Consider the following 25728-nt stretch of genomic DNA (forward strand, 5'->3'; position numbering starts at 1 on the left):
GCATCGTAGTCGCGGCCACCGACGGTAGTGAGCCCACTGGGCGGTTAATCACAATGGCCGGGGTTTGTGACGAGCGTGGGCCGCGCGAGTTAACGCACAGTGAAACGGCCTCCGACCAGTTAACTCCTCCCGCGATGCGGACTGACGGCACCCTCAGGCGACTCGGTCCGGCAGGTCCGCCGGGACGAGCAGCATCAGGTCGTTCTCGGTCGGGTCGGCGACCTCGGCGACCCGCTGGGCCTGGCGTTCCGTCATGTCCTGGAACGTCTGCCGGGCCGCCCGGCCGTTGCCGAAGCGGACGTCCCGTTCCAGGGCCGAGAAGTGCTCCAGCAGCGCGACGCCGGTGGCCTCCGCCAACCGGTACTGGTGGGCGCGGGCCTGCTGGCCGACGATCCGGACCAACTCCTCGGGCGTGTAGTCGGCGAAGGTCAGGGTACGGGTGAACCGGGAGGCGAGACCCGGGTTGGAGGCGACGAAGCGGTCCATGTCCGACGGGTAGCCGGCGGCGATCACCACCACCTCGTCGCGGTAGTCCTCCATCAGCTTCACCAGTGTGACGATCGCCTCCTGACCGAAGTCACCGCCCTGGCCCGTCGGCACCAGCGAGTACGCCTCGTCGATGAAGAGGACCCCGCCGATGGCGCGCCGGAACACCGCCTGGGTACGCGGCGCGGTGTGCCCGACGTACTCGCCGACGAGCATGGAGCGGTCCGCCTCGACCAGGTGACCGGAGGCAAGCAGTCCGATCGCGGCGAGCAGCCGCCCGTAGAGCCGGGCGACGGTGGTCTTGCCGGTACCGGGGTTGCCGGCGAAGACGAGGTGCCGGCCGAGCGGCGGCGGCTGCAGCCCGGCCTCCTGCCGCTGCCGGACCATCTGCATGACCTTCACGAGCCGGCTCACGTCCTGCTTCACACTGGCGAGCCCGACCAGTCCGTCGAGCTCGGCCAGCAGCTCCGGCAGCGACTCGCCGGCCGTCGCCGGGATGTCCCGGCCGGCGGTCGGGCCCGGCACCGGCCCGCCGGACGCCGCCGCGCCGACGAGTACGGCGGTGCGTGCCGGGCGGGCCGACGCCGGCAGGTCGTCCGCGGCGACCCCGGAGGAGCTGCACTCCGCGAAGCTCGCCTCGGCCCGGGGGTCGAGGCTGACCCCGCGCGCCGTCTCGGTCAGCCGGAGCCGCCGGAACGTCGGATCGGCGCCGGCGCCGACGTGCAACGCAGGGTAGCCGGCCCTGGACACCACGCAGTCGTCGAACGCTCCGTGCGCCTCCGCATGCAGGTAGATGCCGTTCTTTCCGGTGTCGGAGACCGTACTGGACCGGACCGTGGGGCGGGCCCCGGCGCCGACCACCAGGCCGGTGCCGCCGGTGTCGGAGATGGTGCACCCGTCGACCCAGGCGGTGCCGTGGTCGGCCAGTCGCAGCCCGACGTCGCCGCTGCCCCGGATGACACAGCCGGAGAGGAACGCGCCGGTGCCGGCGGCGACCAGCACCCCGGTCTGCCCGTTCCGGGCGAACTCGCAGTCCCGCAGCAGTGGGCGGTGCCGGCTGGCCAGCGTCGACCCGGTCGCGCCGCCGACGACCGTACAACCGGTCGCGGTCAGGTCACCCCGGTCCGCCACGTCGAAACCGCCCATCTCGGCGGCCCGGATCCGTACCTGGTCCAGTGCGGCCAGGCCCCGTTCGACCACGCGTACCCCGAACTCCGGGGTGTCGTGCAGCTCGGCGCGGGTGACGACGACCTCGGCCCGGCCGCCGACGTGCACCGCCGTGTAGCGGGTGGCGCCGAGCCGCAGGTCGGTGAGGCGGGCGCTCGCGTCGTCGCGGACCAGGACCCCGTTGGCGCCGGCCCGCTCGACGGTGACCCGGTCGGCCGCCAGCTCGGCCCGGTCGCGTACGGCGAGGCCGGAACTCCCGGCGTGGCTGACCGTGACGCCGTCGACCCGGACCCGGGCGGCGTCGGCGACCAGCACCCCGGTACGTCCGGGGTCGGTGACCGTGGCGTCGCGGAGCACCGCGCCGACCCGCCCGGAGAACCAGACGCCGAAGCCGGCGGCGCGGGCCACCTCGACCCGCTCCAGCAGGGGACCGCCGGTGCTCGCCCCGGTCGCGGCCGGGGCCGACGCCGCCGGCCCGCCGTCGCCGTCCGGTTCCAACGGCGGTGGACCCTCGACCCGGATCCCGTCGCCACGTGGATCGCGGACGCGGGTGCCGCGGACCGTCGGCGCCGCCTGCTCGCGCAGCACCAGACCGGCACCACCGGGTCGGCTCACCTCGCAGTCGTCGACCAGACCACGGGCGGCACCGGCGAAGACCAGCCCGTCGGCGCCGGTGTGGCTGACCCGGGTGCCGGTCAGCTCCGGTTCCGCGTCGCCCCGGACCAGGATGCCGACGCCGGGGGCGCCGGTGACCGTACAGTCGACCAGCCGGGCCCGGCTCACGTCGTCGAGGACCACTCCGGCGTCGGTCACCCGGCAGGTCCGCAGCACCGGAGCGGCGTCACCGACCACCTGGACCGTGCCCCGGATCTCGCAGCCCTCCACGGTGACCGCGCCCCGCTCGGCGAGCACCGCCACCGCGCCGTCGGTCGCCTCGACGGTCAGCCCGTGCAGACCGCCGGTCTCGGCGAGCAGGGTGACCGCCGGACCACCGGCACCGGTCAGCCGGACAGTGCCCGGGCCGCCCTCGGCCCGGATCACCACTGGTTTGTCCAGGATCAGCCGCTCGACGTACTCGCCCGGCTGGACCGAGATCGTGGCCCCGGGCGCGGCCGACCGAACCGCCGCGCCGATGCTGCGATGCGCGCCCCAACCGCGGGGCGCCACCCGCTCCCAGGCCGTCCGCACGTCACTCGGCGACGCAGCGCGCCTTGACCGCACCCCCGGCCAGGTGCGGGTACGTCATCGGGTAACCGTACGGGTTGCCACGGTTGGTGAGCTTGACGCCGATCATGCCGTTGTGCACCGGCCAGGTGCCGAGCGTGACCCAGCTGCTGTGGTGGGCGCCCTGGTTGACGTACTTGTCGCCGGACGGGTTGACGTAGGTGGTGTTGTCGATCGTGGTGCCGTGTACGACGGCGAAGTGCGCGTTGGTCGCGGCCACGTCGCGAGAACTGGCGCTGGTGGGTACGTAGAGCGACAGCGTGCACTGCTGCGCCCGGCTGCCGACCTTGAAGCCCCAGACGATGGCCTGCCCCGCCGTGTCCCGGTTGGCGTCGCCGGACATCGGCATGTCGGTGAACTGGCCGTTGCAGCCGTTGCCGGTGTAGCTGCCGTGGGCGAGTGTCCACCAGCCGGCGTCGCCGTTGGTGTACCAGCCGTGCTCGGTGTACGTCGTACCGGGGCTGGTGCAGCCCCGGCCGGCGACGCCGGTGTAGGTCACCACCGGCTTGGGTGTGGTCCGGACGGTGTTGGTGTTGGAGTCGGTGGAGGATGCCGACGAGCCGGTCGAGTCGCCACCGGCGGTCGAGCCGCTGCCCCCGGTCGGCCCGCCACCCGGGGTGGCCGGCGTACCCGGTGCGCCGGGCTGGCCGGGTGCACCCGGTGCCCCCGGACGGCCGGGCGCACCCGGCTGGCCGGGTGCACCGGGTACGCCGGCCACCGGTGTGGTGCCGGGCGTCCGGGTGCCGGACGGGGACGGAGCCGCGCTGGACTCCGCGGCGGTCCGGGTCTGCTTGTCGCCGCCGCGCAGCAGTGCCCCGCTGGCCACCACCACGGCCGCGAGCACCACGATGATCAGGGCGCTGATCGCCACCTGGCCCATCGGCGAGCGTGGCTGGTCGCGGCGGACGGTACGGGTGAAGGCGCCGACGAACCCGCCCCGGGCGCTGCGCGGCCGGGCAACCGGCGACGCCTCCGGCGAGGGTTCGGCCAGGGGCTCGGGCGTCCGGTCCGGCTGCGCCCCGGTGGCGCCCGCCTGCTTCGCGGTGCCCACCTGCTCGGCCGTGGCGGATGCCTGCTCCACGGTTCCCGCCTTCCCGGTCGCGGTTGCCTTCTCCGCCGTGGCGGCCGCTGCCGGGCCGGTCTCCTTCTCCGCCGTCGACGCCTCGGTCGGCTGCGACATCCGTCTTCCCTTCGCCCCTGAAGTTCACGATCCAGCGGGTCCTCGACGGACCCGACCCACCATCACCCTGTCTACGCACCGGACGGATGTCCCGGCATGTTCCCGTTCAGGGACGCCGCCGGCCGGCCGGATACCCCGACGGCGCGTACGGCGACGGTCGTCGCTTCCGGGGGGATCGACTGCGACAATCGCCACATGGGTGACAGCGAGCCGGACCTGATCCGTACCTCCGCCAGCGCCAACTTCCTGGAGTGGAACTTCTCGATCATGTCCGGCGGACCCTGGTCCGTCGAACAGGGGATGACGCAGCTGCTCGCGCACGAGAGCGCCGAGGGCCTCTCGCTGCCGCTCGCCGTCGCGGTGCAGTCCGACGCCAGGGTCATCCAGGAACTGGGTCGACGGCGCACCCCGACGGCGGTGGCGGCACTGCGCGCCTTCCAGGCGATGAGTCCGGTCGACACCCAGCGGGACCTCGCCCGGCTGAACGCCGACCGGCTCGTCGCCGAGGGGCAGCCGGAGCCGTCCTGGACGGACACCCTCGGCCGGGTACGCGTCGACGGCTGCTGGTGGGCGCACGACGAGTTCGGTGAGACGGCGATCCTGCTCTGCGCCTTCTCCTACGACGGCGACGACCCGCACGGCATCCTGATGCTGATCGACCGGACCCTCGGCGGCGGCATGGTCCGGGAGCTGACCCTCAGCATGGACGTCGACGCGCTGCGGGGCATCCTCGGCGGCGCCGACGGCGGCGGTGAGGGCATCGTCAGCGAACCGCTCGACCCGGCGTACGCCCGCCGGCTGATCGAGGACGCGATCGCCACCTCGGACGAGCTGTCGGAGAACCCGGAGTACAAGCTCAGGCCGTTGCCGCAGGCGTACCGGAAGATGCGGGCCCTGACGCTGGCCCGGGCCCGGGCGTTGAGTCCGGCCGCCGCGCCACCGGAGCCGTTCCCCGGCAACGTCGAGGTCGAACTCCTGAAGCGGAACTTCCTCGACTCCGACGCGGCGTCCGGGCTCCCCCGGACCGGGGCGACGACCCGGGCCGTCGACCTGCTGGTCGCGCACTTCGTCGAGCAGGCCGCCTGCCACCCGCTCCAGCTCGGTCCCCGCCGGGTCCAGGCCGTGCTCGGGCTGTCCAGCCTCGGGCCCGAGGCGGTGGGCGACCCGGACGTCGTACACGTCCTGCCGGAGGTCGCGCGGGCGTGGATCTCCTGGACGGCGACCGAGCGGGGCCTTTCGGTGGAGGCCACCAAGCAGCTCGAACGGGTCGCGGAGCAGGCCTGCGCGACGCTCGGCGCCGCCGCGTCCGAGGAGGCCGCGTCCGACGGTGGGGTCGCGTCCGACGGGGAGGCGGCGGGGGATCCGAGAGGGTGACCGGGCCGGGGCGTACGCCCGCCCGGCCGAGGGTCGTGTCCGGGGCGGCCTTCTTCGACGACGCCGACCGGATCCTGCTTGTCGATCCGACGTACAAGGAGTTCTGGAACCTGCCCGGCGGCGGCGTCGACGCCGGCGAGACACCCCGGGTCGCCTGCGTCCGGGAGGTACGGGAGGAGCTCGGGCTCGACGTCCCGATCGGAGCCCTGCTGGTCGTCGCCTGGACGGCGGAGGGTCCGGACGGCACGCTGTTCTTCGTCTTCGACGGTGCTCTGCTGCCGCCCGACCGGCAGGCGGCGATCAAACTGGACCCCGGCGAACTGGCCGGGCACGGCTTCTTCGCGCCGGAGGTGGCCCGGTCGCTGCTGCCGGCGTCGCGACGGGTGCTGCTGACCGAGCTGCTGCGGGCCCGGGCCGACGGCCTGACCCGGTACGTCGAGTCGGACCCGGGCTGACCGGCCACCGCCCGCCACAAGGTGGCCGTCTGCTCCCGTGCCCCGAGGGCACCCGGATCAGTAGAGCTGCGGCGGGTTGCCCTTGCGGTCGACCACCTGGCGGACCTGGCCCTCCCACTGCCCGATCAGCTGTCGCCACTCCGGCGACTCGAGATACTCCTCGGCCGGGTCCTCGACGTCGAACTCCGGCAGGTACGTCCCGACAACCCCGCGTTCGAGAAGTCCGTCCGCGACGACCTTGCTCTCCTTGAGGATCAGGATCGGCAGGCCCAACTGGTACGCCATGGCGGGTTCGATGTGCGACCACGGGCTCGTGAACCAGACCTCCCGTAGGTCGTGACTCTCGCGGCCGGCCAGGTCGGTCCGATGGTTGCCCACCGCGTGTTCGACGTACGTCCGGCGGAAGGCGACCGTGATCAAGCCGTTCGACTCGCGCATCAGCCGACGGATCGCCTTCAGCGGTGCGTCCATGTCGTAGTCGGTGACGCCCAGGGTGCGTGGCGCGAAGCCCCGGCTGTCCAGGTGGTCGCAGAGCCGGTCGATGAACCGTTGTTGCTGGTCCATGCAGGGTTTGGGGTAGCTCAGGAAAATCGATGTCTTGAAGGTGGGCCGGTGAGCGGCGCTCATGTTCCCCTACCAGCGTTCGCGGACGGAGTGCTGGGTACCGTACAACGCCCCGGCATCACCGCCGTCGGTGCCGGCTGTCGGCGCGTCGCCCGGCGCCGGCACCGGCGACCCGGTCGAGGCGTTCACCCTGGGCCGGAACTGGGTGAACGAGAACCGCGACTGAGCCGCCGGACCAGGTCGGCCGCTCCGACCGGGGCGGTCTGCAGGACCACCCGGAACGAGGGATCCGCGGCGGCCACCTCGTCCAGGATCGCGAGCAGCGTACCGAGCTGGGCGGGTGCCTCGTCGACGAGGAGCTGTCCGGCGTCGCTCAGGACGAGCGTCGTACCGGTGACCGGCAGGGTGTCGCGGAGGCTGTCGGCGAACGCGTCCCAGTTGTGCCCGAAGTGGTCGGGGAAGTGCAGTACCCGGGCCCATTCCGCGTACAGGCCGGCCCGGGTCCGGCAGGCGGCGCCGTCCAGCACCGTCGCGTCCGTCGTCAGGGCGGCGACGGTCGTCACCCCCAGCCACCGAGGCAGGCGGTCGTCCTCCGGCATGAAGCTCTCCCACAGTCGGAATCGTCGTCTCGGGCCGGTCACCCCCGTGTCGGGGTCGGGCGGACGCCGGTCCACCCGACCCACGACGATCAGGTCAGAGCCGGTAGAAGTCGGTGTAGTGGTTCGGACTGAACCAGGTGACCCCGGTGCTCCGGTTGACCACGATCCGGTACGCGTCCCGCGCGGCACCCTGCGTCCGCGGGTAGACGTCGTACTCGTGGTAGGTGGCGCCGGCCGGCAGTTGCCCCTCACGGTTGTAGAACTGCCCGCCGGCGAAGTTGGCGAGCCCGCCGCTCCAGGAGTACCAGTTGCGGGCGGTGGGGAACCCCTTGGCCGCCCAGCCGCTGCGCGCCGTACGGGCGTCCGCGCAGCGGGCCATGGTGCACGAGCTGTAGACGGCGGCCGAGGCGGAACTCGTGTACGTCGGCACGACCACGGCCGGTCCGACGAGCATCGTCGCGATGGCCGCGACCAGGAGCAGGAGCCGGGGGAAACGCACCCGGACAGGGCGGGGGACTGGGGCGGAGACGGTCAACGGAACCTCCAGAGCCGGTCGGCGGGAGATGCGTGGACCCGCGTCCTGGGCGGGTCCGGCTCCAGTGTGGAGGTTTGTCGATCGCTCGGTCAGTGCCCATCGGCGAATTTGTCGGCAATATGCAATGAATTCGACGCGTGCCGACCCCACCAGCCGCACTCCTCGACGTGCCCCCGCAAACGGGCCCGCGTCCCGGCCGGCGGGCTACAGTTGTGCCCGATGGTGGACGGGGCGTGGTTCGGCGTACTCGCCGTCGCGGCCGGGGTCGCGGTGGCTGTGGTCGTCGGTGTGGCCGTACTGCGTCGCCGGTTCGTGGTGGTGACGGTCCGCGGCCCGAGCATGGAACCGTCGCTGCGCGAGGGCGACCGGGTTCTGGTCCGCCGTCGCCCGCTGGTCGCGCTGCGTACCGGGGACCTGGTGGTTTTCGCCGAGACACCGGCACCCTCCCGTCCACCGACCCGACCGGCGCTGCCGGACCCGGGGAGGGTGGACACGGCCGAAGGGTGGCTGATCAAGCGGGCGGTCGCGCTGCCGGGTGACCCGGTGCCGCGTGAGGCGGGGCCGGCGCTGGCGGTGCTCGACGACGAGGTGGTGCCACCGGGTCGCCTCGTGGCGATCGGTGACAACCCGGGCGCCAGCTACGACTCGCGTCACTACGGCTACGTGACCGCCGACCGCCTCCTCGGTGCCGTGCTCCGCCGCATCTGAGTGCCGTGCCACGCACCATGACCTGACTGCCGTGGCGGCGCTGACCTGCCTCTCCGGGACCGCTATGCGCGCGCTGTACGGCCGGTGTATCGCCGGTGCCTAGCGTGGGGGCAGATCAACATCGAAGGAGGTCGGGGATGAAGAAACTTGTCCGCCGGGTCGCCGACAGGATGGTGACCATGGCCGTGCCGCGCGTCGAGGCGCAGGCGCAGCCCTGTTGGTGGGGTGAGTACTGCTACTGCCGGTCCAGCTATCTCTACTACCAGCGGTGCTGCGCCTCCGGCACCTCCTACAGCTGCAGCTGCCAGGCCCGCACCGGGCCGACCGGCTGCTGAGACGGTCACCGCATCGGCGGCGCCGGCCCTCCGGTCGGCGTCGCCGATTCCGGCGTCACGGACCGAGGCGAGGGGATCGGCGGGATGGCGTACCTGGAGATCGGCTGCGGGATGCTGCTGGCCGTGGTGTTCGCCTGGTCGGCGGTGACCAAACTTCGGTCGCGTACCGCCTTCGACGAGTTCGCCCGGTCACTCGCCCCGCTGGTGAGCCGTACCGTGCCGGCGGCGGCCCTGCTCACCGCCGCCGAGGTGCTGGTGCCGCCGCTGCTGCTGGTGGCGCCGGTCTGGGGTTTCGGACTGGCCGGCGGGTTGCTCGGCGTACTGACCGCCGGGGTGGTGCTGGTCGTCCGACGTCGGCTGGTCGTGCGTTGCCGGTGCTTCGGCGCGGGCCGGGCGCGCATCGGGCGGCGGCACGTCGTACGCAATCTGTTGCTGCTCCTGGTCGGCGGGCTCGGCCTGGTCGCGGCGCTGTCGCCCGGCACGGCGTCGTCGACCGACGCCGCCGGCGTGCTCCTGTCCGTGGGGGCCGCCGTTCTCCTGGCGAGTTTTGTCATCCACTTCGACGACCTGGTCGAGCTGTGGGCCTGACCGCCACACCCGCCTGACCGACACCGAGGGAGATCTGTCGTGCCGTATCTCGTCGTGGCGAACGTCCTGTTGGGAATCGTCGCCGTCGCCAACCTGATCTTCACGTACGGCGTCATCCGGCGACTGCGCGAACACACCAGTCGGCTCGACACACTGGCCTCCGGACCGGCCAACTCCGACATCATGCTGGCGCCGGGCGCACAACCTGCCCCGTTCGAACCGGTCCTGACCACGGCGGACGAGCCGCTCGACCGGGACGCCCTGGTCGGGACGACCCTGGTCGGGTTCTTCTCGCCGAGCTGTGCCCCGTGCCGGGAGCAGGCGCCCCGGTTCGTCGAGCGGGCGACGGCGGCCGGCCCGGGGCGGGCGCTCGCGGTCGCCGTCGGTACCCCCGAGACCGTGCACGACCTGGTGACCCTGCTCGAACCGGTCGCCCGGGTGGTGGTCGAGGTCGAGGACGGGCCGCTGCACCGGGCGTTCGGGGTGCAGGGTTATCCGGCGGTGTGCGTGCTGGACGGCGACGGCCGGATCGGGGCCAGCGGCAGTGTGGTCGACCGGCTGCCCGAACTGTCGGCGGTATGAGCCGTACCACCGACCCGGACGCGTGGCAGGCGGGGCCGTCGTCGGCGCGTCTCGGCGCGACCACGGCCGGGCGCTATCTGCTCGACGCCCTGCTGCTGGCCTGGCGGGCGGCGCCGCTGGCCACCTCGGCCAAGGTGCTGCTCGCCCTGCTGGCCGGTGCTGGTCCGGTGGCGCTGGCCTGGCTCACGAAACTGGTGCTGGACCGGCTCGCCTCCGGTGCGGCCGGGCGGCACCTCGGCGACCTGCTGATGCTGGCCGCCGCGCTCGGCGTGGTGGGTGCGATCGTCGCGGCCCAACCACACCTGACCGGATACGTCGACGGGGTGAGTGGCCGGGCGCTCCGGCTGCTCGTCACCGGCCGTCTCTACACGGCGGTGAACTCCTTCGCCGGGCTGGCCCGACTGGAGAATCCCCGGTTCCGGGACCGCCTGCAGCTCGCCGAGAGCGCCGGACGGCTGGGGCCGGCGCACTGCGTCAGCGGCGGACTCGGCGTCGCGCAGGGTGCGCTGACGCTGCTCGGGTTCCTCGGCTCCCTGGTGGCCGTCGCACCGGCGATGGTGCTGGTGGTCGCGGTGGCGGCGGCGCCGACCACCTGGGTGGAGATCCGGCTGAGCCGGCAACGCGCCGCCCTGGCCTGGCGACTGGGGCACGCCGAGCGGCGGGAGCTGTTCTACGCACGCCTGCTGACCAGCCTCGAAGCGGCCAAGGAGATTCGCCTCTTCGCCCTCGGCGACTTCTTCACCGCCAGACTGTTGCGGGAGTTGCGGCACGTCAACCGCGAACGGAACACGATGGACCGCCGGGAGATGGTCGGGCAGGCGACGCTGGCGCTGCTCGCCGCCGCGGTGGCCGCCGGCGGGCTGGCCTGGGCGATCACCCTCGCCGCCGGGGGCCGGCTCACCGTCGGCGACGTCACGCTCTTCGTCGCGGCGGTGGCCGGGGTGCAGACCGCGCTCGGCGGCATGGTGGCGCAGGGCGCGGGCATGCACCACGCACTGCTGCTCTTCGACCACTACCGGGCGGTCGTCGGTGCGCCACCGGACCTGCCGGAACCGGCCGGGGCGGTGGAACCCGGCCCGCTACGGCACGGCGTCGAGTTGCGTGACGTGTGGTTCCGGTACGCGGACGGCCAGCCCTGGATCCTGCGCGGCGTCGACCTGGTCATCCCGGCCGGGTCGACGGTGGCCCTGGTCGGACTCAACGGAGCGGGCAAGAGCACACTCGTCAAGCTGCTGTGCCGGTTCTACGACCCGGTCCGGGGCGGCGTCCGGTGGGACGGCACGGACCTGCGCGAGCTCGACGTGGTCGGGCTACGGAAACGGCTCAGCGTGGTGTTCCAGGACTTCATGGGGTACGACCTGTCCGCGGCCGAGAACATCGGCGTCGGAGACCTGGACCGGCTCGCCGACCGGGCGGGCATCACGGCGGCCGCACGGTCGGCCGGCTGCCACGACACGCTCGCCGCACTGCCCGCCGGATACGACACCCTGCTGTCGCGGATCTTCCTGGACGACGCGGCGGCGGAGGAGGACCCCCGGATCGGCGTGTCACTCTCCGGCGGGCAGTGGCAGCGGGTCGCGGTCGCCCGTGCACTGCTGCGCGACGAACGGGACCTGCTGATCCTGGACGAGCCGACCGCCGGACTGGACGCCGAGGCCGAGCACCAGGTGCACCTGCGGCTGCGCGCGCTCCGACAGGGGCGGACCAGCCTGCTCATCTCGCACCGGCTCTCCACGGTCCGGGACGCGGACCTCATCGTGGTGCTGGACGGCGGCCGGGTCGTGGAGCAGGGCTCCCACGAGTCGTTGCTGGCCGCCGGTGGGCGTTACGCGGGACTGTTCCACCTCCAGGCCCGGGGCTATCGGGCCCCGGAACCGGAGGGCCAGGCCCCAGAACCGGAGGGCCACCCGTCCGGCAGGCAGGGGCGGGCCTGATCGTGCCCCGGCCCACCGCCGCAGCGCGCTCCGAGGTCTGGTGGAACCACCACGCCGTGTTCGGCCCGGGCTCAGCGGTGGGTGGGGCGGATCTGGAAGCGGGGCGGGGCGGTCCGGAGCAGGCCGGGGTCCCGGCGCAGGATCGCGGCGTGCAGCCGTTCGAGCTCGTGGTCCGGGTCGAGCCCGAGCGAGGTGCGCATCTCCTCGCACCCGGCCCGGTACACGGCGAGGGCGCCCGCCACGTCGCCGAGCCGGTAGAGCGCGAGCATCAGTTGCCGGCGCGGGCGCTCCCGTAACGGAAACTCCGCGATGTGCTGGCGCAGGTCGGCGACGAGTTCCGGACCTCCACCGTGCCCGGCGCCGAGCAGGTCGAGTCGTACCTCGAAATAGTCCTCCGCCACGCCGGTCCGCCGCTCCGCCAGCACCGTGGCGGCGGCCGCCAGCACCGGACCGGTGTGCAGGCCGGCCAGCGGCGGCCCACGCCACAGCCGTAACGCCTTCGTGTACGCGGACTCCGCCGCGACCAGATCGCAGTCGAGGTGTCGGTGGCGCGCCTCGGTACACAGTCGGTCGAACTCGACGAGATCGACCAGTTCGGGGCCGAGACGGAGTCGGTATCCGCCAGGCTCGGTCGCGAGCTGCCCGCTGTTGTGGAACACCGCCCGCCGCAGTTCGGTGACGTACGTACGCAGGTTGGGGATCGCCGACCGGGGTGGCCGACTGTGCCACAGCTCGTCGACCAGCCGGTGCCAGGGCGTGAGCTGGCCGGCGTGCAGCAGCAGCAGGGCCAGCAGCGTCCGGGGCTTGTGTGCGGTGAGCGGGACCGGCTGTTCCCCGTCGTGGAGCTCGAACGATCCCAGAAGCCGAAACTCCAGCACCACGTCAGTCCTCCCCCGAGCAGACGTCGATAGTCAAGTTACGGAAAGGTTCCGGAACTATCAATCGACCATGGTGCTCGGTTTCGGTGGTGACGACGACGGTGGTGGTCGATCAGCCGAACTCCTCGACGTACTCGCGGCGAGGCTGCTGGCGCTGCTGATCTGCCGCCCGAAGGCGTTCGGCCGCGACGAGCTGGATGCCATGCTGCGTGCGGCGCGTGCCCCCAAGGTGCACGACTGGCTGGTGAACTACGTGGTGAAGAAGAGCCCGTACGCCGAGGAGCTGCGGGTGGCCTGGTTCGCCGACCCGGATCCGGTGGTCGCGAGCGCCGGCTGGGCGCTGACCACCGAACGCGTGACGAAGACGCCCGACGGCCTCGACCTGCCCGGACTACTCGACATCATCGAGGCGGAGATGAAGGACGCCCCGGAGCGTCTGCAGTGGGCGATGAACCACTGCCTGGCCCAGATCGGAATCGAGCACGCCTAGTACCGCGCCCGGGCGATCGGCATCGGTGAGCGCCTGGCGGTGCTCAAGGACTATCCGACCTCGCCGGGCTGCACGTCGCCGTACGCGCCGATCTGGATCACCGAGATGGTGCGCCGACAGCACGGCAGCTGATACCGCAACGGCATCGAGTGTGTCGCGTGGCTGCTTGTCCTGTCCACATCGTCCGGGTGCCGGCAGTACGTTCCATCGTGATTGAATGACACTGCTGACGCGCGGCGGAGGGCACATCCGCGTCACGGAGAGCGGGGGGGCTACATGGTGCGCCGAGGCTGGTGGTTCAAGGCCCTGGTGGGCCTGGTTGTCGGCGCTGCCGTGGGCGTGGCGGTCTACTACGCGAGTCTGCTCAAGGGGCAGAACCTCTTCATTCTCGCCGGAGCCACCGCAGGCGCCGTGGCAGCGGTGGTCGTGCACGCGTACAGCGTCAGCGGGATCCGGCTGACCGACGTCAAGGTGACCGTGCCTCAGCTCAGTGAGCTGAACTTCGTGCTCACCCGTGACACGCAGCAGGTCGCCTGGCGGCTGTTCAAGGAGATGACCAGCCGGGTGGCCGTACGACCGCTGGCTCCCGGTACCGGTCGGCTCCGGGAGGCGCTGTCCTCGCTGCACGCGCTTGTACTGCTGACGCGGCAGATTCTCGACGAGGTGAGGCCGAGCAAGATCGTCGGCGCGGCACCGTCGGTCGAGCACCTCGCGCTCGCCATGCTGAACAGGGAGCTCGCGCCGTTCCTCTCCCGCTGGCACCCCGAGCTGCACGCCTGGGAGCAGGAGTCGCCCGGTCGGCCCGACCAGGAGTGGCCGAAGAACGCCGAGTGCCGAACCGAGCTCGCGGCCATGCAGACGCGGCTCAGGGCCTACGTGCTGGGCTTCGGGAAGCTCGCCGGCATGAGTGACGACACGGTCAGGGCGCTGCTGGATGGAGAGCCCGGCCTCGACAACACAAATGCGAAGGGCACCGGCTCGCTGCCGCACCAGCGCAACACCGCCTGACCGCATTGGACCCGGGGCACACATGTCGATCGGGTCACGGCTCGGCGGGCTGACGACGTCCGTCGCCAGTCAGCACAATCTTCGATTTCCCCACCACTGGGCACGGTGACGTGGAGGTGCGCTCATCAGGCGGGACGCGTTCATCTCGTACAGCCACCAGCGAGACAAGCAGTTGGCGAAGGCCCTCGAGCACGGGCTGAAGCACCTGGCCCGACCCTGGGCCCGCCGACCGATCATCCGGGTGTTCCGGGACACCACAAGCCTGTCGGCCAACCACGACCTGTGGTCGTCGATCCTTGGTGAGCTCCAGGAGAGTCGGTACTTCATCTACCTCGCCTCGCCGGAGGCGGCCGCCTCGCGGTGGGTTCGCAGGGAAATCGACTTCTGGGTCGCCAACCGACCCATGGAGCACTTCCTCATCGCGGTCAGCGCGGGGACCCTCGTCTGGGATCCCGACGCCAACGACTTCGACTGGTCGCGTACGGACGCCCTGCCGCCCACGCTGCGCGGGAGGTTCCCGGCCGAACCGCTCTGGGTCGACCTGGCGGTGGCCCGTCTCGGTGAGAAGTACTCGCTGCGGCAGGGCGAGTTCCGGGATGCGGTCGCCACGCTCGCCGCGCCGCTGCACGGTCGTACCAAGGATGACCTCGACAGCGACGACATCCGCCAGCACCGCCAGTTCACGCTGGTGCGCCGCCTCGCCTTCGCCATTCTCGCGATCCTCCTGGTCGTTGCCGTGGGCGCGTTCGTTGTCGCGTGGCAGCAACGGAACGAGGCGTTGAACCGGGCACACGTCGCGGCCTCGCAGGCGATGGCGGCACGGTCAATCGAGGTGGCCGACCAGGACCCACGCACCGCCGCCCAACTGGCGCTGTACTCCCGCAGCGCCCAACAGACCAGCGAGTCCACGCGGGCCCTCGCCGCCGCGATGGACGCCAACCGGTACGTCGTCCGGCACCTGCGGGGCGGCTCCAACGCCGTCGCCGGCTATACGGGATCAGCGGGCGGTTACGACACCCAGGTGGCGATCAGTCGCGACGGTGGGACGTTGGCCTACTACTCGCACTACGACCCGGGCCAGACCGTCCACGTCCACGACATCCGGACCGGTGCCGAGCGCCAGTTGGAGACCGGCGGATTTCCGATGGGTACCGGATTTCTCGAGCTCAGCGCCGACGGAGGGCTGCTGGCGCTCGAGGTCTCGCCCAACCAGATCGAACTCTGGGATGTCCGCCAGGCGACGCGGCTGCGCACCCTGAAGGCCGGGGATCCCTCGCAACTCGCCAACGCCGTTGACGGGCTCTGGGCCACCGCGTTCTCCCCGAGTGGACGGTGGTTGGCCGCCACATACCACACTTCCGGCGTCGACGACCGCCAACTGACCATCTGGGACGCGCAGACCGGCGCGGTGCTGAGCCAGGGCGCGAGCCGCGTCGAGGAACTCGCCTTCGACGAGGGCGAACGCCTGCTCGCCTGGGAGCCGGGTCGACTCCGGCGGTTCGCCACCGGCACCCGGGCGTGGACGGGCATCGGCAAGCCCCGGGCGATCGGGGCGGAAGAGGAGGTGCAGGCACTCTTCCCCGACGGCCGTGCGCTGATCAGTACGAGCTCCGGCAGCACCACGGAGTTGTGGGACCTGCTTGCGGGGCGGCGGCAGGGAATCACCCGCAGTGGTGGCCTGCTGGCGATGCTGCCCGCCGACGACGCCTCGACGGTGGTGGGAGCGCGCGGTGGTGAGATCATGATCTACGACACAGCGCTCCGGTCGCAGGTCACCCTCGGTTCGTTCGCCTGGCCCGCCCGTAGTATCGCCGTCTCTGGCGACGGGCGTTGGATCGCCGCCGGATCGACCGACGGTGCGGTGACGCTCTTCGACGCCGATCGGGCGCGCACCGGTGAGGCCCTGGCGGGCAGCGTGCCGAAGGGAGGAGACCTCGTCTCGCACGGACGCCTGGCCCTGCGGGTGGTCGAATCGACCACCGAGGTGTGGGCCGGGACGGATGACGGCGGTGGCCCGCGTCGGCTGGGAATTCTCCCGGTGGTGGTCAAACCGGGGGAGGACGCTCTCGCCGTCAGCCGCGACGGAACGCGGGCAGTCTTCGTTGACGAGGGCGAGCCACCGTTCACCGCAGAGTTGTCGTTGTGGGACTTACCTACCGGCGAGCAGATCGGACTAAGCGATATCTATTTTGACTATGACGTGTCGTTCGAGACCGAGGACGGCGTCCATTTCCTGGCCGATGGAGTTCACGTCGTCGTGCTCGGGCGGGACGGCCCGCTGCTCATCGACACCCGGAGCTGGGCGCGCCGGCAGATCGGAGACGAGGGCAGCGGCATCGGCGCGGTGGCGGCCAGCGACGACGGCACAACGTTGGCACTCCTGGACACCCCGACCAACACCATCAGGGTCTGGGGGTGGACCGACGGCGAGCTCGAGAAGATCCGAGAGGTCCCGTACGAGTCACAGGGCGCCGAGTTCGGCGCGGATCTGACAGTGAGCCCGCACGGGGACAAGGTCGCCCTGATCGACGACGACGGCCGGCTGTTCATCGTCGACGTCGACAGTGGCGAAGTGGTCAACGGGCTGGCGGGGAACGGGGACGATCACGCCGTCTTCAGCCGGGATGCCCGCCTGCTCGTGCAGCCCGACCGGGTCGGGCCGGTCGTCGTACTCCGATTCTGGGACACCAGCAACGCGGAGTCCGCAGGAAGTTGGACGGTCCGGCAGAGCAGTGATGCGGGGATGACTCTGCCGGCCGGAGACCACGTCGTTGTCGTCGCCTCCGACGGATCGCTCACCGTGTCGGAGGTGGACATCGACGCATGGCGGCACTCGCTCTGCGGGCTCCTCGACAGTTCGAGACCAGCGGCGCCTTACGACCGCTACCTCAGCGGGCTGGACATCGACGATCCGTGTCGCAGCTGAGTCCACCGCTCCGGCGCCCGGCCCGGCCAGCCAGTTGGGATTGACGGGGAGGGACGCGCCGAGCGCTGGGTCGTCGGCGAGTACGGCCCGGTGCAGTCCCCGCAACTCCGCACCGGGACCGACGCCGAGCTGCGCCACCAGCACCTCCCGCACCGACTGGTACGCCTGCAACGCCTCGGCCTGCCGGCCGGCCCGGTACAGCGCCACCATCAACCGGCACCACAGCGACTCCCGCAACGGCTGCCGGGCGGTCAGGTCCCGCAGCTGCGGCAGCAGGTCACCGTGCCGGCCGGCGTCGAGCAGCAGGTCGAGCCGGCGTTCGGTGGCCGCGTACCACTCCTCGGCCAGTCCCGGCGCGTACTCGGCGACGAGCCACTCGGAGCTGACGTCCTGCAGCGGTTCGCCACGCCAGCAGCCGAGCGCGCGGTCAAGAAGGTCCAGTTCGGTGCCGGGGTCGGCGGTCCGGGCCGCGCCGACCAGGGCCCGGAACCGGTACACGTCGACCGTCTGCGGTGGCGTGGTCAACCGGTATCCGCCGGTCATCCCGGCGACCACGTCCGTTCCGAGGTCGTGGCGCAGCCGGGTGACGATGGTGGAGATCGCCCGACGGGCCAGCGCCGGAACCTCCTCACCCCAGAGGTACCGGGCCAACGCCCCGGTGCTCACCGTCCGTCCGGGGGTTAGTGCGAGCGCGCTGAGCGCCACCTGTCGGCGGGGCGCGGCGATCGGCACCGGCCGGCCGTCCACCACGACCTGCGTCGGCCCGAGCAGATTGATTTCCAGGACACCGTGCACGATTCCCTCGGTTTCGTTCGGCTCCCGGACCCGGTCACCAGCAGGTGCCGCAGACCGGGCTCGGCATCGAGTCGCCGTGGCGGACCACCCGGACGCAGCGGTCGACCAGCGGATCGTCGGTGGGCAGGTGTTCGACGGTGACCCCGACCTCCGGGTCCCAGCCCACCCCGACACATCCGATCCGTACCGTGTGGTCGGTGACCACGCAGATCCCGATCGCGCCCGGGGCGAGCGGATTGGTCTCCTGGAACGGGGTCGGTGCGGTGGTGGCGTACGGGCGCAGCCGGATGTCGTACAGCACCCCCTGCGGCTCGTACTCGTGGTAGGTGGCGTACCCGAAGGTCGCGGTCTGCTTCGGATCCGCGCAGTCGAGGTGGCCGGCGAGGGTGAGGTAGTTGATCCCCTTCACCTCGTCCGTCTCGACCTCCAGCAGGTCGATCGCACCCGACCCGCACGGGATCCGGTGCCACACCGGCTCACCGGCCAGCGCCGGTCCGGCGCCGCTGAGTGCGGTGAGTACGCTGACCGCCCCGGCGGCCAGCATCGCCAGCAGTCGTCTCATCGTTCGTCCCCCTCGGTTGGTTCACACTCGGATGTCTTCGACGGGGTCGCCGCCTTGGACGGGGTTGCCGCGTTCAGTGCGCCGAGGGCGAGTCCGAGCTGGAAGCGGTTCTCCACCCCGAGCCGGTCCATCAACGCCCGCAGCGTGTACGTGACCGACCGGGTCGAGATGCCGAGCTGCTTCGCGGCACTGGTGTCGGTGTGCCCCTCGGCGAGCAGTCCGACCACCGCTCTCTCTCGTGGTGTGAGCACGACCTCGGGTACTCCGTTCCGGCGTGGGTCGGTCGCGTCCGTCCAGTGCCGGGCGAACAGCGAGACGAGGGACTCGACCGCGGCGGGCTCGACGACCTCCCAGGTCCCGCGGTCCAGCCCGCCTGGGTCGACGGCGACCAGCGCGACGCGCCGGTCGAAGATCATCAGCTTGTGTGGCAGCCGCGCCGCCTCCCGGTACTCCCCACCCAGCCGGGCGAACTCGGTCGCGTGCCGCGACGACCGGTCGCCGTCCGCCGGTGCCCGGCCGAGCGACCGCAGTCGGATCCGGCGCCGGAGCAGTGCGAGGTCCATCGGTGCGGCGATCGCCAACGCCTCCGTACTGAAGATCTCCTCCGGGTTCATCGCCAGGTGCTCGGCACGTTCGACCGCGACCAGTTCGGCGATGCGGCGTCGGGTGGCGGCCCGGTCCGGCAGGTGCCGGGCCGGGAACCCCGGGTTGGACGACCCGGGGCCGGAGCCGGCACTGACCGGCGCGGCGGTGGCACCAACCGGCGCGGCGGTGCGCCGCAGCGCGCGCCGCCGCAGGGTCGCCACCGCCGCGTCGACGGGCACCGCCCGCCAGCTCACCGCCCCCGCCCCGTAGGCGGTGGCCGGCCCGGTCACCCCCACCAGGTCGGCGTCGTCGAGCTCCTCCACCGCGGCACGGACCCGCCGTACGGGGAGCCCGAGGCTCGCCGCGACGGCGCCGGCGTTCCGGGGGCCGAAGCTGACCAGGCAGCGGTACACCAGGTCGGCGTCGGCCGACAGCCCCCACCGGACCAGCAGCGGCACCGCGGTCCCGACGGCCAGCACCCCCGTGCTCCTGCCCGTCATGGGCAACCCCCCTCCCCCCGGAGTTCGGTACGCCGCGATACAAGCACAGGCCGGCGCTGATGTCTCGGGTCGACGAGATCACCTCGCGGATTTGTTGCGTGATCGCGCAACCGGCCCCGTCCGGGCAGCTCCGGACGTAGCTGACCCGGCACGGTCGCGGTCCTGCCGCCGCCACGGGGACCGGTGAAACCGGACTGGTGACGCGGTGAAGCCGCGCTGAAGGCGGAGGCGTCCACCCTGGCGTCCGCTCGATCCGAGGGGAAGGGACGTGACGTGCGGGGGATCATGGGGGGACGGGCCGGACTCCGGTGGCGGGCCGGGGCGGCCGTCGTGGTGACGGTCCTGGCGGCGGTACCGCCGGCCGTGGCGGTGGTCGAACGGCAGGAACCGCTCGGCGCCGCCGACCGGGTACGGCTGTCCGAGGCGCCGGAGGCGACCACGGCGCTGGCGGCAGCCCGGAGACAGGGCAGCCGGGTGGAGGCGGTCGAGCTGCGGACCGCGTCCCGGACGGTGTACGCCGAGCCGGACGGCACGATGACCGCGGAGCTGGACAGCCGTCCGGTACGCGCCCAGCGGCCGGACGGCACGTGGACGCCGGTCGACCCGACGCTGGTACGCCGGCCGGACGGCACCGTCGGCCCGGCGGTGGCGACCGTGGAACTGTCCTTCTCCGGCGGCGGCGTCGACACCCCGCTGGTCCGGTACGGCAACCGGGGCGGCTGGCTCGAACTCTCCTGGCCCGGCCGACTGCCCGCGCCGACACTCGACGGCGACACCGCCACCTACCCGGAGGTGCTGCCCGGCGTCGACCTGCGGCTGCGGGCCGACGTCGACGGCTACGCCCAGTACCTGGTGGTCAAGAACCGTGCCGCGGCCGCCAACCCGAAGGTCCGGCAGACCCGGCTCGGGCTGCGTACCTCCGGACTGACCGTCCGGGGCACCGAGTCCGGCGGGTTGGAGGCCCGGGACCGTACCGGCACCGTGCTGTTCGGCTCTCCGGCGTCCCGGATGTGGGACTCCGGCACGCCCCGACGGAACGCCGAGGTGGCCGTCACGGTCGGCAGGACAACGCTGACCCTGCGTCCGGACCCAAAGCTGCTGGCCGACCCGGCCACCCGGTATCCGGTCACCGTGGACCCGCTGTGGCACACCGCCGACAAGCAGTCCTGGGCGTCGGTGCTCTCCGGCAACGCCGGCACGTCGTACTGGAACAGCAGCGGGGCGCCGCCGTGGGCGCAGGTCGGCCAGTGTTACGTCCCGTCCGGCGAGTGCAACGGGATCGGTGAGGCGTGGACGTACTGGCTCTTCGACACCAGCTTCCTTACCGGGCGGCTGATCATCTCGGCGGACCTGAACGCGACCGTGGTGGCCAGCCCGAACTGCACCAGCGGGACACACCAGCTCTACCGGGCGAACGCGGCGCTGACCCAGGCCAGGAGCAGCTGGAACACCCGGGCGGGCGGAACGCTGGTCAGCGAGTTCTCCGCCCCGGGCGTGCACACCAACTGCGCCGGCTACAAGGAGGTCGGACTCTCCGTCGCCGGCCACGTCAACCTGGGCGGCAGTACCACCTTCTTCGTCAGGGCGAAGGATCCAGCCGACCAGTTGGCGTGGCGCCGGTACCAGAACAACGCCCAACTGCGGGTCAACTTCAACCGGGTGCCGGGTGTTCCGACCGACCTGCGGACCGACCCGCCGTTGCCGGAGCCGTGCCGCTGGTGCGCCGGGGTCCGGTACGTCGGCGACGCCGCCGTGCGGCTGACCGCGACGCTGGCCGACCCGGACGGCGACCAGGTGCAGTCGCTGTGGCGGGTGAACGTCGGCGGCGCCTGGTACGAGTCCCGCAGCAGGTACGTCGACTCCGGCCTGGTGCACTCGTACACGGTCGACACCGACGGCCGGCACGGTCAGGCGGTGGAGTGGGCGGTGAAGGCCGAGGACACCGCCCGGCATGGCGGCGACTTCGCGTACGGCACCCGGTTTGTCGTCGACCGCCAGCCGCCCGCCGCGAAACCCGGGGTCCGGGGCACGTTGTACCAGGCGGACAACCGTTGGCACGGCGGGGTCGGCGTACCGGACCGGTTCGTCTTCGACTCCGGCGGGGTCGGCGACGTCGACCACTACCGGTGGGGGTGGACCCAGGACCCGACCAACGTGGTCCCCGCCGACGCGCTCGGTGGCGGCGCGACCGTGGAACTGACCCCACCCGGCGACGGGCCACGTGACCTGTTCGTGCAGAGCGTGGACCGGGCCGGGCACCGCGGCCCGGTACGCCAGTACCACTTCTACGTCCGGGCCGGCAGCGGGCCGCTGGCCCAGTGGTCACTCGACGGCGGTACGACCGACGACGCGTGGCTCGGCGACCGGGACGCGACCGCGGTCGGCGCCGTCACGTACGGGCCCGGCGCGGTCGGTCAGGCAGCCCGGCTCGACGGCACCGCGGCGTACCTGACCGCGCCGCCCGCGGTCCGGACCGACACCAGTTTTGCCGTCTCCGCCTGGGTCCGGCTCGACAGCGCCGGGTACGCCCGGGCCGTGCTGAGCCAGAGCGGCACCAACTTCGCCGGCTACGTGCTCTGGTACCGACCGGAGGACGGAGGCCGGTGGGCGTTCGGGATGCCCCGGTCGGACGCCGGCTACCAGGGCACCGACCTGGCCACCTCGGCCCAGCCGGCCCAGGTCGGGGTCTGGACCCAGCTGACCGGGGTGTACGACGCCCGCGCCCGGACCCTGCGGCTGTACGTCGACGGTGTGCTCGCCGGCAGCGCCGAGCGGACCGTCCCGGACTGGAACGCCACCGGCTGGACCCAGATCGGCCGGACGATGTGGAACGGCAGTGCCGGCGTCGACCACTGGCCGGGCCTGGTCGACGAGGTGCGGGTCTACGACCGGGCGCTCACCGCCGACGAGGTACGCGCCTCGGTCGGCACCGACAACGTGCAGGTCGGCCACTGGCGGTTCGACGAGCTGACCGGCGGCACCGGGCGGAACGCGGTGTCCGGCGGCGAGATGCTGACCCTGCACGGCGACGCCGCGTTCACCGGTGACGGCGACGGCGACGGGTTGGCCGACGGTGGCGCGGTCGGCGGCGCGGTACGCCTCGACGGCGACGACCACGCCGCGACCGCCGGCCCGGTGCTGCACACCGACCGGAGCTTCACCGTCGCCGGCTGGGTCCAGCTCGACGTGTCGCCGCCGGCCGGGCAGTCGGCCACCGCGCTGTCCCAGGACGGGGCCGCGACCAGCGGGTTCTTCCTCGGCTACCGGGACCGGCCGACCGGCGACGTGTGGGAGTTCGCCACCCCGGGCGCGGACGCCACGAACGCCCCGGGCGGCGCCGGGATCCAGTCGTCGACTCCGGCGCAGCCCGGGGTGCCGACGCACCTGGCCGCCGTACACGACGCCGACGGGCGGCAGATCCGGCTCTACGTCAACGGCGTGCTGGCCGGCAGCGCCGGGCGTACCGACGGGTTCGACGCCACCGGCCCGCTGGTGGTCGGGCGCGGCCTCGACGGCGGGCCGGCCGCGTACTGGACGGGCTGGGTGGACGAGGTACGGGCGTACAGCCGGGCGCTGTCCGAGGCGGAGATCCAGGCGGTGGTCAGCCGGGACGACGTCGCGCTCGGCGAGTGGCGGCTGGACGGTACCGCCGGGGGCGGCAGCGGCCACGGCGGCGACGGCACCTTGCATGGCACTCCGGCCTGGGGTGCGGGGCAGGGCGACGTACCGGACCCGACCGACCTGGCGGTGCTGCTCAGTGGTGACGACCATGTGACGGTGCCGCTGACGGTCGACGTCCGGCAGAGCTTCTCGGTCGCCGCCTGGGCCAGACTCGACGAGGCCGGCGGCACCGCGACCGTGGTGTCGCAGGACGGCAGCCGGGTCAGCGCCTTCCAGCTGATGTCCGGCTCGGACGGCCGGTGGGCGTTCCTGATGCCCGGCAGCGACGCGGACAACGGGGGTGTGCTGACCCGGGTGTCCGGTCCGACCGCCCAGGTCGGCGTCTGGACCCACCTGGTCGGCGGCTACGACGCCGGCGCCGGCAAGCTGTTCCTGTACGTCAACGGGGTACCGGCCGGCACCGCGCCGCACACCCAGAGCTGGCACCACCCGGCCGGCGGCCTCCAGGTCGGGGGCGGCTGGTGGAACGGCAACCGGCAGAACCGGCTGCGGGGCGCGATCGACGACGTGACCGTGTACGGCCGGGTGCTGTTCGCCGGGGAGATCCGCGAACTGGCCGGCCGGGACCTGACCCTGGCCCACAACTGGCGGCTGGACGAGGGCAGCGGCGGGCAGGCCGCGGACGCGGTCGGGCGGCGGGCCGCCACCGTGGCCGGCGGGGTCACCCGGACCCCGGGGCGACTGGGCAACGCGGTCGCGCTGAACGGCACCGACGGCCGGCTCGGCACCGCCGGGGTCGACGTCCGGACCGACGCCGACTTCACCGTCGCCACCTGGGTGCAGCTGGACCGTACCTGCGTGCCGGCCGCCGACCAGTTCGAGTGCAAGCTGGTCGCGGTCAGCCTGGACGACCCGGCCGGCCCGGCCAGCAAGTTCCGGCTCGGCCACTGGCGGGACCGGGGACAGCACGCCGACGGCGTCTGGGTGTTCGAGATGCCGGAGCCGGACGGCACGATCACCAAGGCCGCCGTGCCGGTCCTGCCGTCCGACTTCGGTCGCTGGGTGCACCTGGCCGGCGTCTACGACCGGGCCACCGGCAAACTGTGGCTCTACGTCAACGGCACCCGCAAGGGCGACGGCACTCTCAACCAGCCCTGGCAGGCCACCGGCGGCCTGCAGATCGGCCGAGGCCGGGACGCGGCCGGCGACCCGGGCCAGTGGTTCCCGGGCCGGGTCGACGACGTACGGCTCTACACCGGTGCGTTGGACGACGGCCGGATCGGCGGCCTCTACCACTCGTACCCGGTGCAGTGCGGCACGATCGGTGCGCCGACGCCGTGCACCCTGCCGAGCGCCGGGGCCGGCCGGTGGCGCTTCGACGAGAACACCGGCAGCACCGCCGCCGACGCCTCCGGCCGGGGACTGGACGCCACCCTGGGCGGCGGCGCGGACTGGACGCCCGGGCGGATCGGCCACGCCGGACGGTTCAACGGGGTCGACGGGTACGCGCAGACCGCCGGCCCGGTGCTGGACACCGCACGCGGCTTCTCGGTCTCGGTCTGGGCGTACCCCGGCACCGAGACGTCCGCCGCCGACCAGGTGATCGTCGCCCAGACCGGCACCCAGTCCAGTGCGTTCTCCCTCTACCAGGACGCCGGCGGCCGGTGGGCGGCGGCGACCACCACCGGCGACACCGCCGCGCCGACCGTGCTCCCGGTCGTCTCCACCGAACGGGTCCGGGCCGGCCACTGGACCCATCTCGGCCTGGTCTACGACGCCACCCTGCGACAGCTCCGGCTGTACGTGAACGGCCGGCTCTCCGCCGCCCGGACCGGGGTCGTCACCTGGTCCGCCACCGGTCCGTTGACGATCGGCCGGGGCCGGTCCGGTGGCACCGACGGCCGGTACCTCACCGGGGCGGTCGACGACGTGCGGGCGTACCCGACCGCGCTGCGCGACGGCGAGCTGGCCGAGGTGTACGACGACACCAGCCCGGCCGCGTACGGGAACTGGACGTTCGACGACAACACCGTCACCGACTCGTCCTGGCGGGCGAACCCGACCAGCACCACCGGCGCGGTGAGCTACGTCGACGGGGTCCGGGGCCGGGCGCTGTCGCTGGACGGCGAGAGCGCCGCCACCACCGGGCAGCTGGGGGTGCCGACCCAGGCCAGTTTCACCGTCTCGGCCTGGGCGAGGCTGACCCACGAGCCGGCGGTGCAGACCGTGCTGGGCCAGGACGGCACCCGGACGGGCGGGTTCGCGTTGCGCTACGACCCGAGCCTGGACCGGTGGGTGTTCGGTGCCTGGACCCAGGACGCCGACGCCGCCGAGTTCCGGTACGCCCGGTCGGACGTGGCGGCGGTGGTCGGGGAGTGGACCCACCTGACCGGGGTCTACGACCACGCCGGCGGCCAACTGCGGCTCTACGTCAACGGGCAGCTCGCCGGCAGCGTCGACGGCGTCACGCTGTGGCCGGCGACCGGCGGGCTCACCATCGGGCGCGGCTGGCGGCACGGCGCACCGGCCCACCACTTCACCGGCCAGATCGACGAGGTACGGACCGATCTCGGCGTGGTGCCGGACAGCGAGATCAACCAGCGGGCCGGTCGAGACTGAGCAGGAGGAGAAA

The 25728-nt window shown here is 72.6% G+C and carries 20 protein-coding genes; 12 read left to right on the forward strand and 8 right to left on the reverse strand.

What is annotated here, in order from left to right:
• Positions 1 to 153: 153 nt before the first annotated feature.
• Both ABGB21_RS07810 and ABGB21_RS07815 read right to left on the reverse strand, forming a co-directional pair.
• Entirely contained in the window at positions 154 to 2841 is a 2688-nt protein-coding gene (locus tag ABGB21_RS07810) for a right-handed parallel beta-helix repeat-containing protein (protein WP_347677060.1), read from the reverse strand.
• A 1-nt stretch (position 2842) separates the two neighbouring features.
• Entirely contained in the window at positions 2843 to 4057 is a 1215-nt protein-coding gene (locus ABGB21_RS07815) for a hypothetical protein (RefSeq protein WP_347677062.1), read from the reverse strand.
• 195 nt (positions 4058 to 4252) lie between these two features.
• Between ABGB21_RS07815 and ABGB21_RS07820 the strand changes: the two genes are divergently transcribed.
• Both ABGB21_RS07820 and ABGB21_RS07825 read left to right on the forward strand, forming a co-directional pair.
• Entirely contained in the window at positions 4253 to 5431 is a 1179-nt protein-coding gene (locus ABGB21_RS07820) for a hypothetical protein (RefSeq protein ID WP_347657519.1), read from the forward strand.
• The gene (locus ABGB21_RS07825) at positions 5428 to 5886 is read left to right on the forward strand and encodes an NUDIX hydrolase (RefSeq protein ID WP_347657520.1); all 459 of its coding nucleotides are present in this window, start codon (positions 5428 to 5430) and stop codon (positions 5884 to 5886) included. Before ABGB21_RS07820 ends, ABGB21_RS07825 begins: the two co-directional genes overlap by 4 nt.
• Positions 5887 to 5943: 57 nt before the next feature.
• On the opposite strand, the gene ABGB21_RS07830 is transcribed toward ABGB21_RS07825, so the two are convergent.
• From ABGB21_RS07830 to ABGB21_RS07840, 3 genes are all read right to left on the reverse strand, one after another.
• Entirely contained in the window at positions 5944 to 6450 is a 507-nt protein-coding gene (locus ABGB21_RS07830; protein WP_347657521.1) for a hypothetical protein, read from the reverse strand.
• 185 nt (positions 6451 to 6635) lie between these two features.
• Entirely contained in the window at positions 6636 to 7049 is a 414-nt protein-coding gene (locus ABGB21_RS07835; RefSeq protein WP_347657522.1) for a barstar family protein, read from the reverse strand.
• Between the two features lie 94 nt (positions 7050 to 7143).
• The gene (locus ABGB21_RS07840) at positions 7144 to 7503 is read right to left on the reverse strand and encodes a ribonuclease domain-containing protein (RefSeq protein ID WP_347657531.1); all 360 of its coding nucleotides are present in this window, start codon (positions 7501 to 7503) and stop codon (positions 7144 to 7146) included.
• 300 nt (positions 7504 to 7803) lie between these two features.
• Here ABGB21_RS07840 and ABGB21_RS07845 point away from each other — a divergent pair, with 300 nt between their 5' ends.
• From ABGB21_RS07845 to ABGB21_RS07865, 5 genes are all read left to right on the forward strand, one after another.
• Positions 7804 to 8292 (forward strand): S26 family signal peptidase, encoded by a 489-nt coding sequence (locus ABGB21_RS07845; RefSeq protein ID WP_347677064.1) that lies wholly within the window; start codon positions 7804 to 7806, stop codon positions 8290 to 8292.
• A 137-nt stretch (positions 8293 to 8429) separates the two neighbouring features.
• Positions 8430 to 8627: a hypothetical protein gene (locus ABGB21_RS07850; protein WP_331213171.1), complete on the forward strand. Its 198-nt coding sequence runs from the start codon at positions 8430 to 8432 to the stop codon at positions 8625 to 8627.
• An 84-nt stretch (positions 8628 to 8711) separates the two neighbouring features.
• Positions 8712 to 9215, forward strand: coding sequence for a MauE/DoxX family redox-associated membrane protein (locus tag ABGB21_RS07855; RefSeq protein WP_347677066.1), 504 nt, complete (start codon positions 8712 to 8714; stop codon positions 9213 to 9215).
• Between the two features lie 39 nt (positions 9216 to 9254).
• Positions 9255 to 9797, forward strand: a complete 543-nt coding sequence (locus tag ABGB21_RS07860; protein ID WP_347677068.1) for a hypothetical protein — start codon at positions 9255 to 9257, stop codon at positions 9795 to 9797.
• On the forward strand, positions 9794 to 11731 hold the full coding sequence (locus ABGB21_RS07865; RefSeq protein WP_347677070.1) for an ABC transporter ATP-binding protein: 1938 nt from the start codon (positions 9794 to 9796) through the stop codon (positions 11729 to 11731). The genes ABGB21_RS07860 and ABGB21_RS07865 overlap by 4 nt, the downstream gene beginning before the upstream one ends.
• A 71-nt stretch (positions 11732 to 11802) precedes the next feature.
• On the opposite strand, the gene ABGB21_RS07870 is transcribed toward ABGB21_RS07865, so the two are convergent.
• The gene (locus tag ABGB21_RS07870; protein ID WP_347677072.1) at positions 11803 to 12612 is read right to left on the reverse strand and encodes an AfsR/SARP family transcriptional regulator; all 810 of its coding nucleotides are present in this window, start codon (positions 12610 to 12612) and stop codon (positions 11803 to 11805) included.
• 67 nt (positions 12613 to 12679) lie between these two features.
• On the opposite strand from ABGB21_RS07870, the gene ABGB21_RS07875 reads away from it, so the two are divergent.
• From ABGB21_RS07875 to ABGB21_RS07890, 4 genes are all read left to right on the forward strand, one after another.
• A complete protein-coding gene (locus ABGB21_RS07875; RefSeq protein ID WP_347677074.1) occupies positions 12680 to 13099 on the forward strand; it encodes a DNA alkylation repair protein in 420 nt (139 codons plus the stop codon).
• A 276-nt stretch (positions 13100 to 13375) separates the two neighbouring features.
• Complete coding sequence (locus ABGB21_RS07880; RefSeq protein ID WP_347677076.1) at positions 13376 to 14107, forward strand: hypothetical protein; 732 nt, start codon at positions 13376 to 13378, stop codon at positions 14105 to 14107.
• Positions 14108 to 14249: 142 nt separating this feature from the next.
• A complete protein-coding gene (locus ABGB21_RS07885; RefSeq protein WP_347677177.1) occupies positions 14250 to 17033 on the forward strand; it encodes a hypothetical protein in 2784 nt (927 codons plus the stop codon).
• 90 nt (positions 17034 to 17123) lie between these two features.
• Positions 17124 to 17717, forward strand: a complete 594-nt coding sequence (locus ABGB21_RS07890) for a hypothetical protein (protein ID WP_347677078.1) — start codon at positions 17124 to 17126, stop codon at positions 17715 to 17717.
• Between the two features lie 145 nt (positions 17718 to 17862).
• Here the strand turns inward: ABGB21_RS07890 and ABGB21_RS07895 are convergent, their stop codons facing one another.
• Both ABGB21_RS07895 and ABGB21_RS07900 read right to left on the reverse strand, forming a co-directional pair.
• On the reverse strand, positions 17863 to 18390 hold the full coding sequence (locus tag ABGB21_RS07895; protein ID WP_347677080.1) for a hypothetical protein: 528 nt from the start codon (positions 18388 to 18390) through the stop codon (positions 17863 to 17865).
• Positions 18387 to 19475: a helix-turn-helix transcriptional regulator gene (locus ABGB21_RS07900; RefSeq protein ID WP_347677082.1), complete on the reverse strand. Its 1089-nt coding sequence runs from the start codon at positions 19473 to 19475 to the stop codon at positions 18387 to 18389. The genes ABGB21_RS07895 and ABGB21_RS07900 overlap by 4 nt, the downstream gene beginning before the upstream one ends.
• 273 nt (positions 19476 to 19748) lie before the next feature.
• Here ABGB21_RS07900 and ABGB21_RS07905 point away from each other — a divergent pair, with 273 nt between their 5' ends.
• On the forward strand, positions 19749 to 25715 hold the full coding sequence (locus ABGB21_RS07905) for a LamG domain-containing protein (RefSeq protein ID WP_347677084.1): 5967 nt from the start codon (positions 19749 to 19751) through the stop codon (positions 25713 to 25715).
• Positions 25716 to 25728: the final 13 nt, after the last annotated feature.

The organism is Plantactinospora sp. B24E8, from assembly GCF_039871735.1.
GTDB lineage: Bacteria > Actinomycetota > Actinomycetes > Mycobacteriales > Micromonosporaceae > Plantactinospora.

Excerpts from the sequence above, each read along its gene's own strand:
- ABGB21_RS07850 (WP_331213171.1), top strand. The coding sequence starts at position 8,430 with ATGAAGAAACTTGTCCGCCGGGTCGCCGACAGGATGGTGACCATGGCC.
- ABGB21_RS07835 (WP_347657522.1), bottom strand. The coding sequence starts at position 7,049 with ATGCCGGAGGACGACCGCCTGCCTCGGTGGCTGGGGGTGACGACCGTC.
- ABGB21_RS07845 (WP_347677064.1), top strand. The coding sequence starts at position 7,804 with ATGGTGGACGGGGCGTGGTTCGGCGTACTCGCCGTCGCGGCCGGGGTC.
- ABGB21_RS07855 (WP_347677066.1), top strand. The coding sequence starts at position 8,712 with ATGGCGTACCTGGAGATCGGCTGCGGGATGCTGCTGGCCGTGGTGTTC.
- ABGB21_RS07815 (WP_347677062.1), bottom strand. The coding sequence starts at position 4,057 with ATGTCGCAGCCGACCGAGGCGTCGACGGCGGAGAAGGAGACCGGCCCG.
- ABGB21_RS07875 (WP_347677074.1), top strand. The coding sequence starts at position 12,680 with ATGGTGCTCGGTTTCGGTGGTGACGACGACGGTGGTGGTCGATCAGCC.
- ABGB21_RS07840 (WP_347657531.1), bottom strand. The coding sequence starts at position 7,503 with ATGCTCGTCGGACCGGCCGTGGTCGTGCCGACGTACACGAGTTCCGCC.
- ABGB21_RS07830 (WP_347657521.1), bottom strand. The coding sequence starts at position 6,450 with ATGGACCAGCAACAACGGTTCATCGACCGGCTCTGCGACCACCTGGAC.
- ABGB21_RS07865 (WP_347677070.1), top strand. The coding sequence starts at position 9,794 with ATGAGCCGTACCACCGACCCGGACGCGTGGCAGGCGGGGCCGTCGTCG.
- ABGB21_RS07900 (WP_347677082.1), bottom strand. The coding sequence starts at position 19,475 with ATGACGGGCAGGAGCACGGGGGTGCTGGCCGTCGGGACCGCGGTGCCG.
- ABGB21_RS07820 (WP_347657519.1), top strand. The coding sequence starts at position 4,253 with ATGGGTGACAGCGAGCCGGACCTGATCCGTACCTCCGCCAGCGCCAAC.
- ABGB21_RS07895 (WP_347677080.1), bottom strand. The coding sequence starts at position 18,390 with ATGAGACGACTGCTGGCGATGCTGGCCGCCGGGGCGGTCAGCGTACTC.
- ABGB21_RS07880 (WP_347677076.1), top strand. The coding sequence starts at position 13,376 with ATGGTGCGCCGAGGCTGGTGGTTCAAGGCCCTGGTGGGCCTGGTTGTC.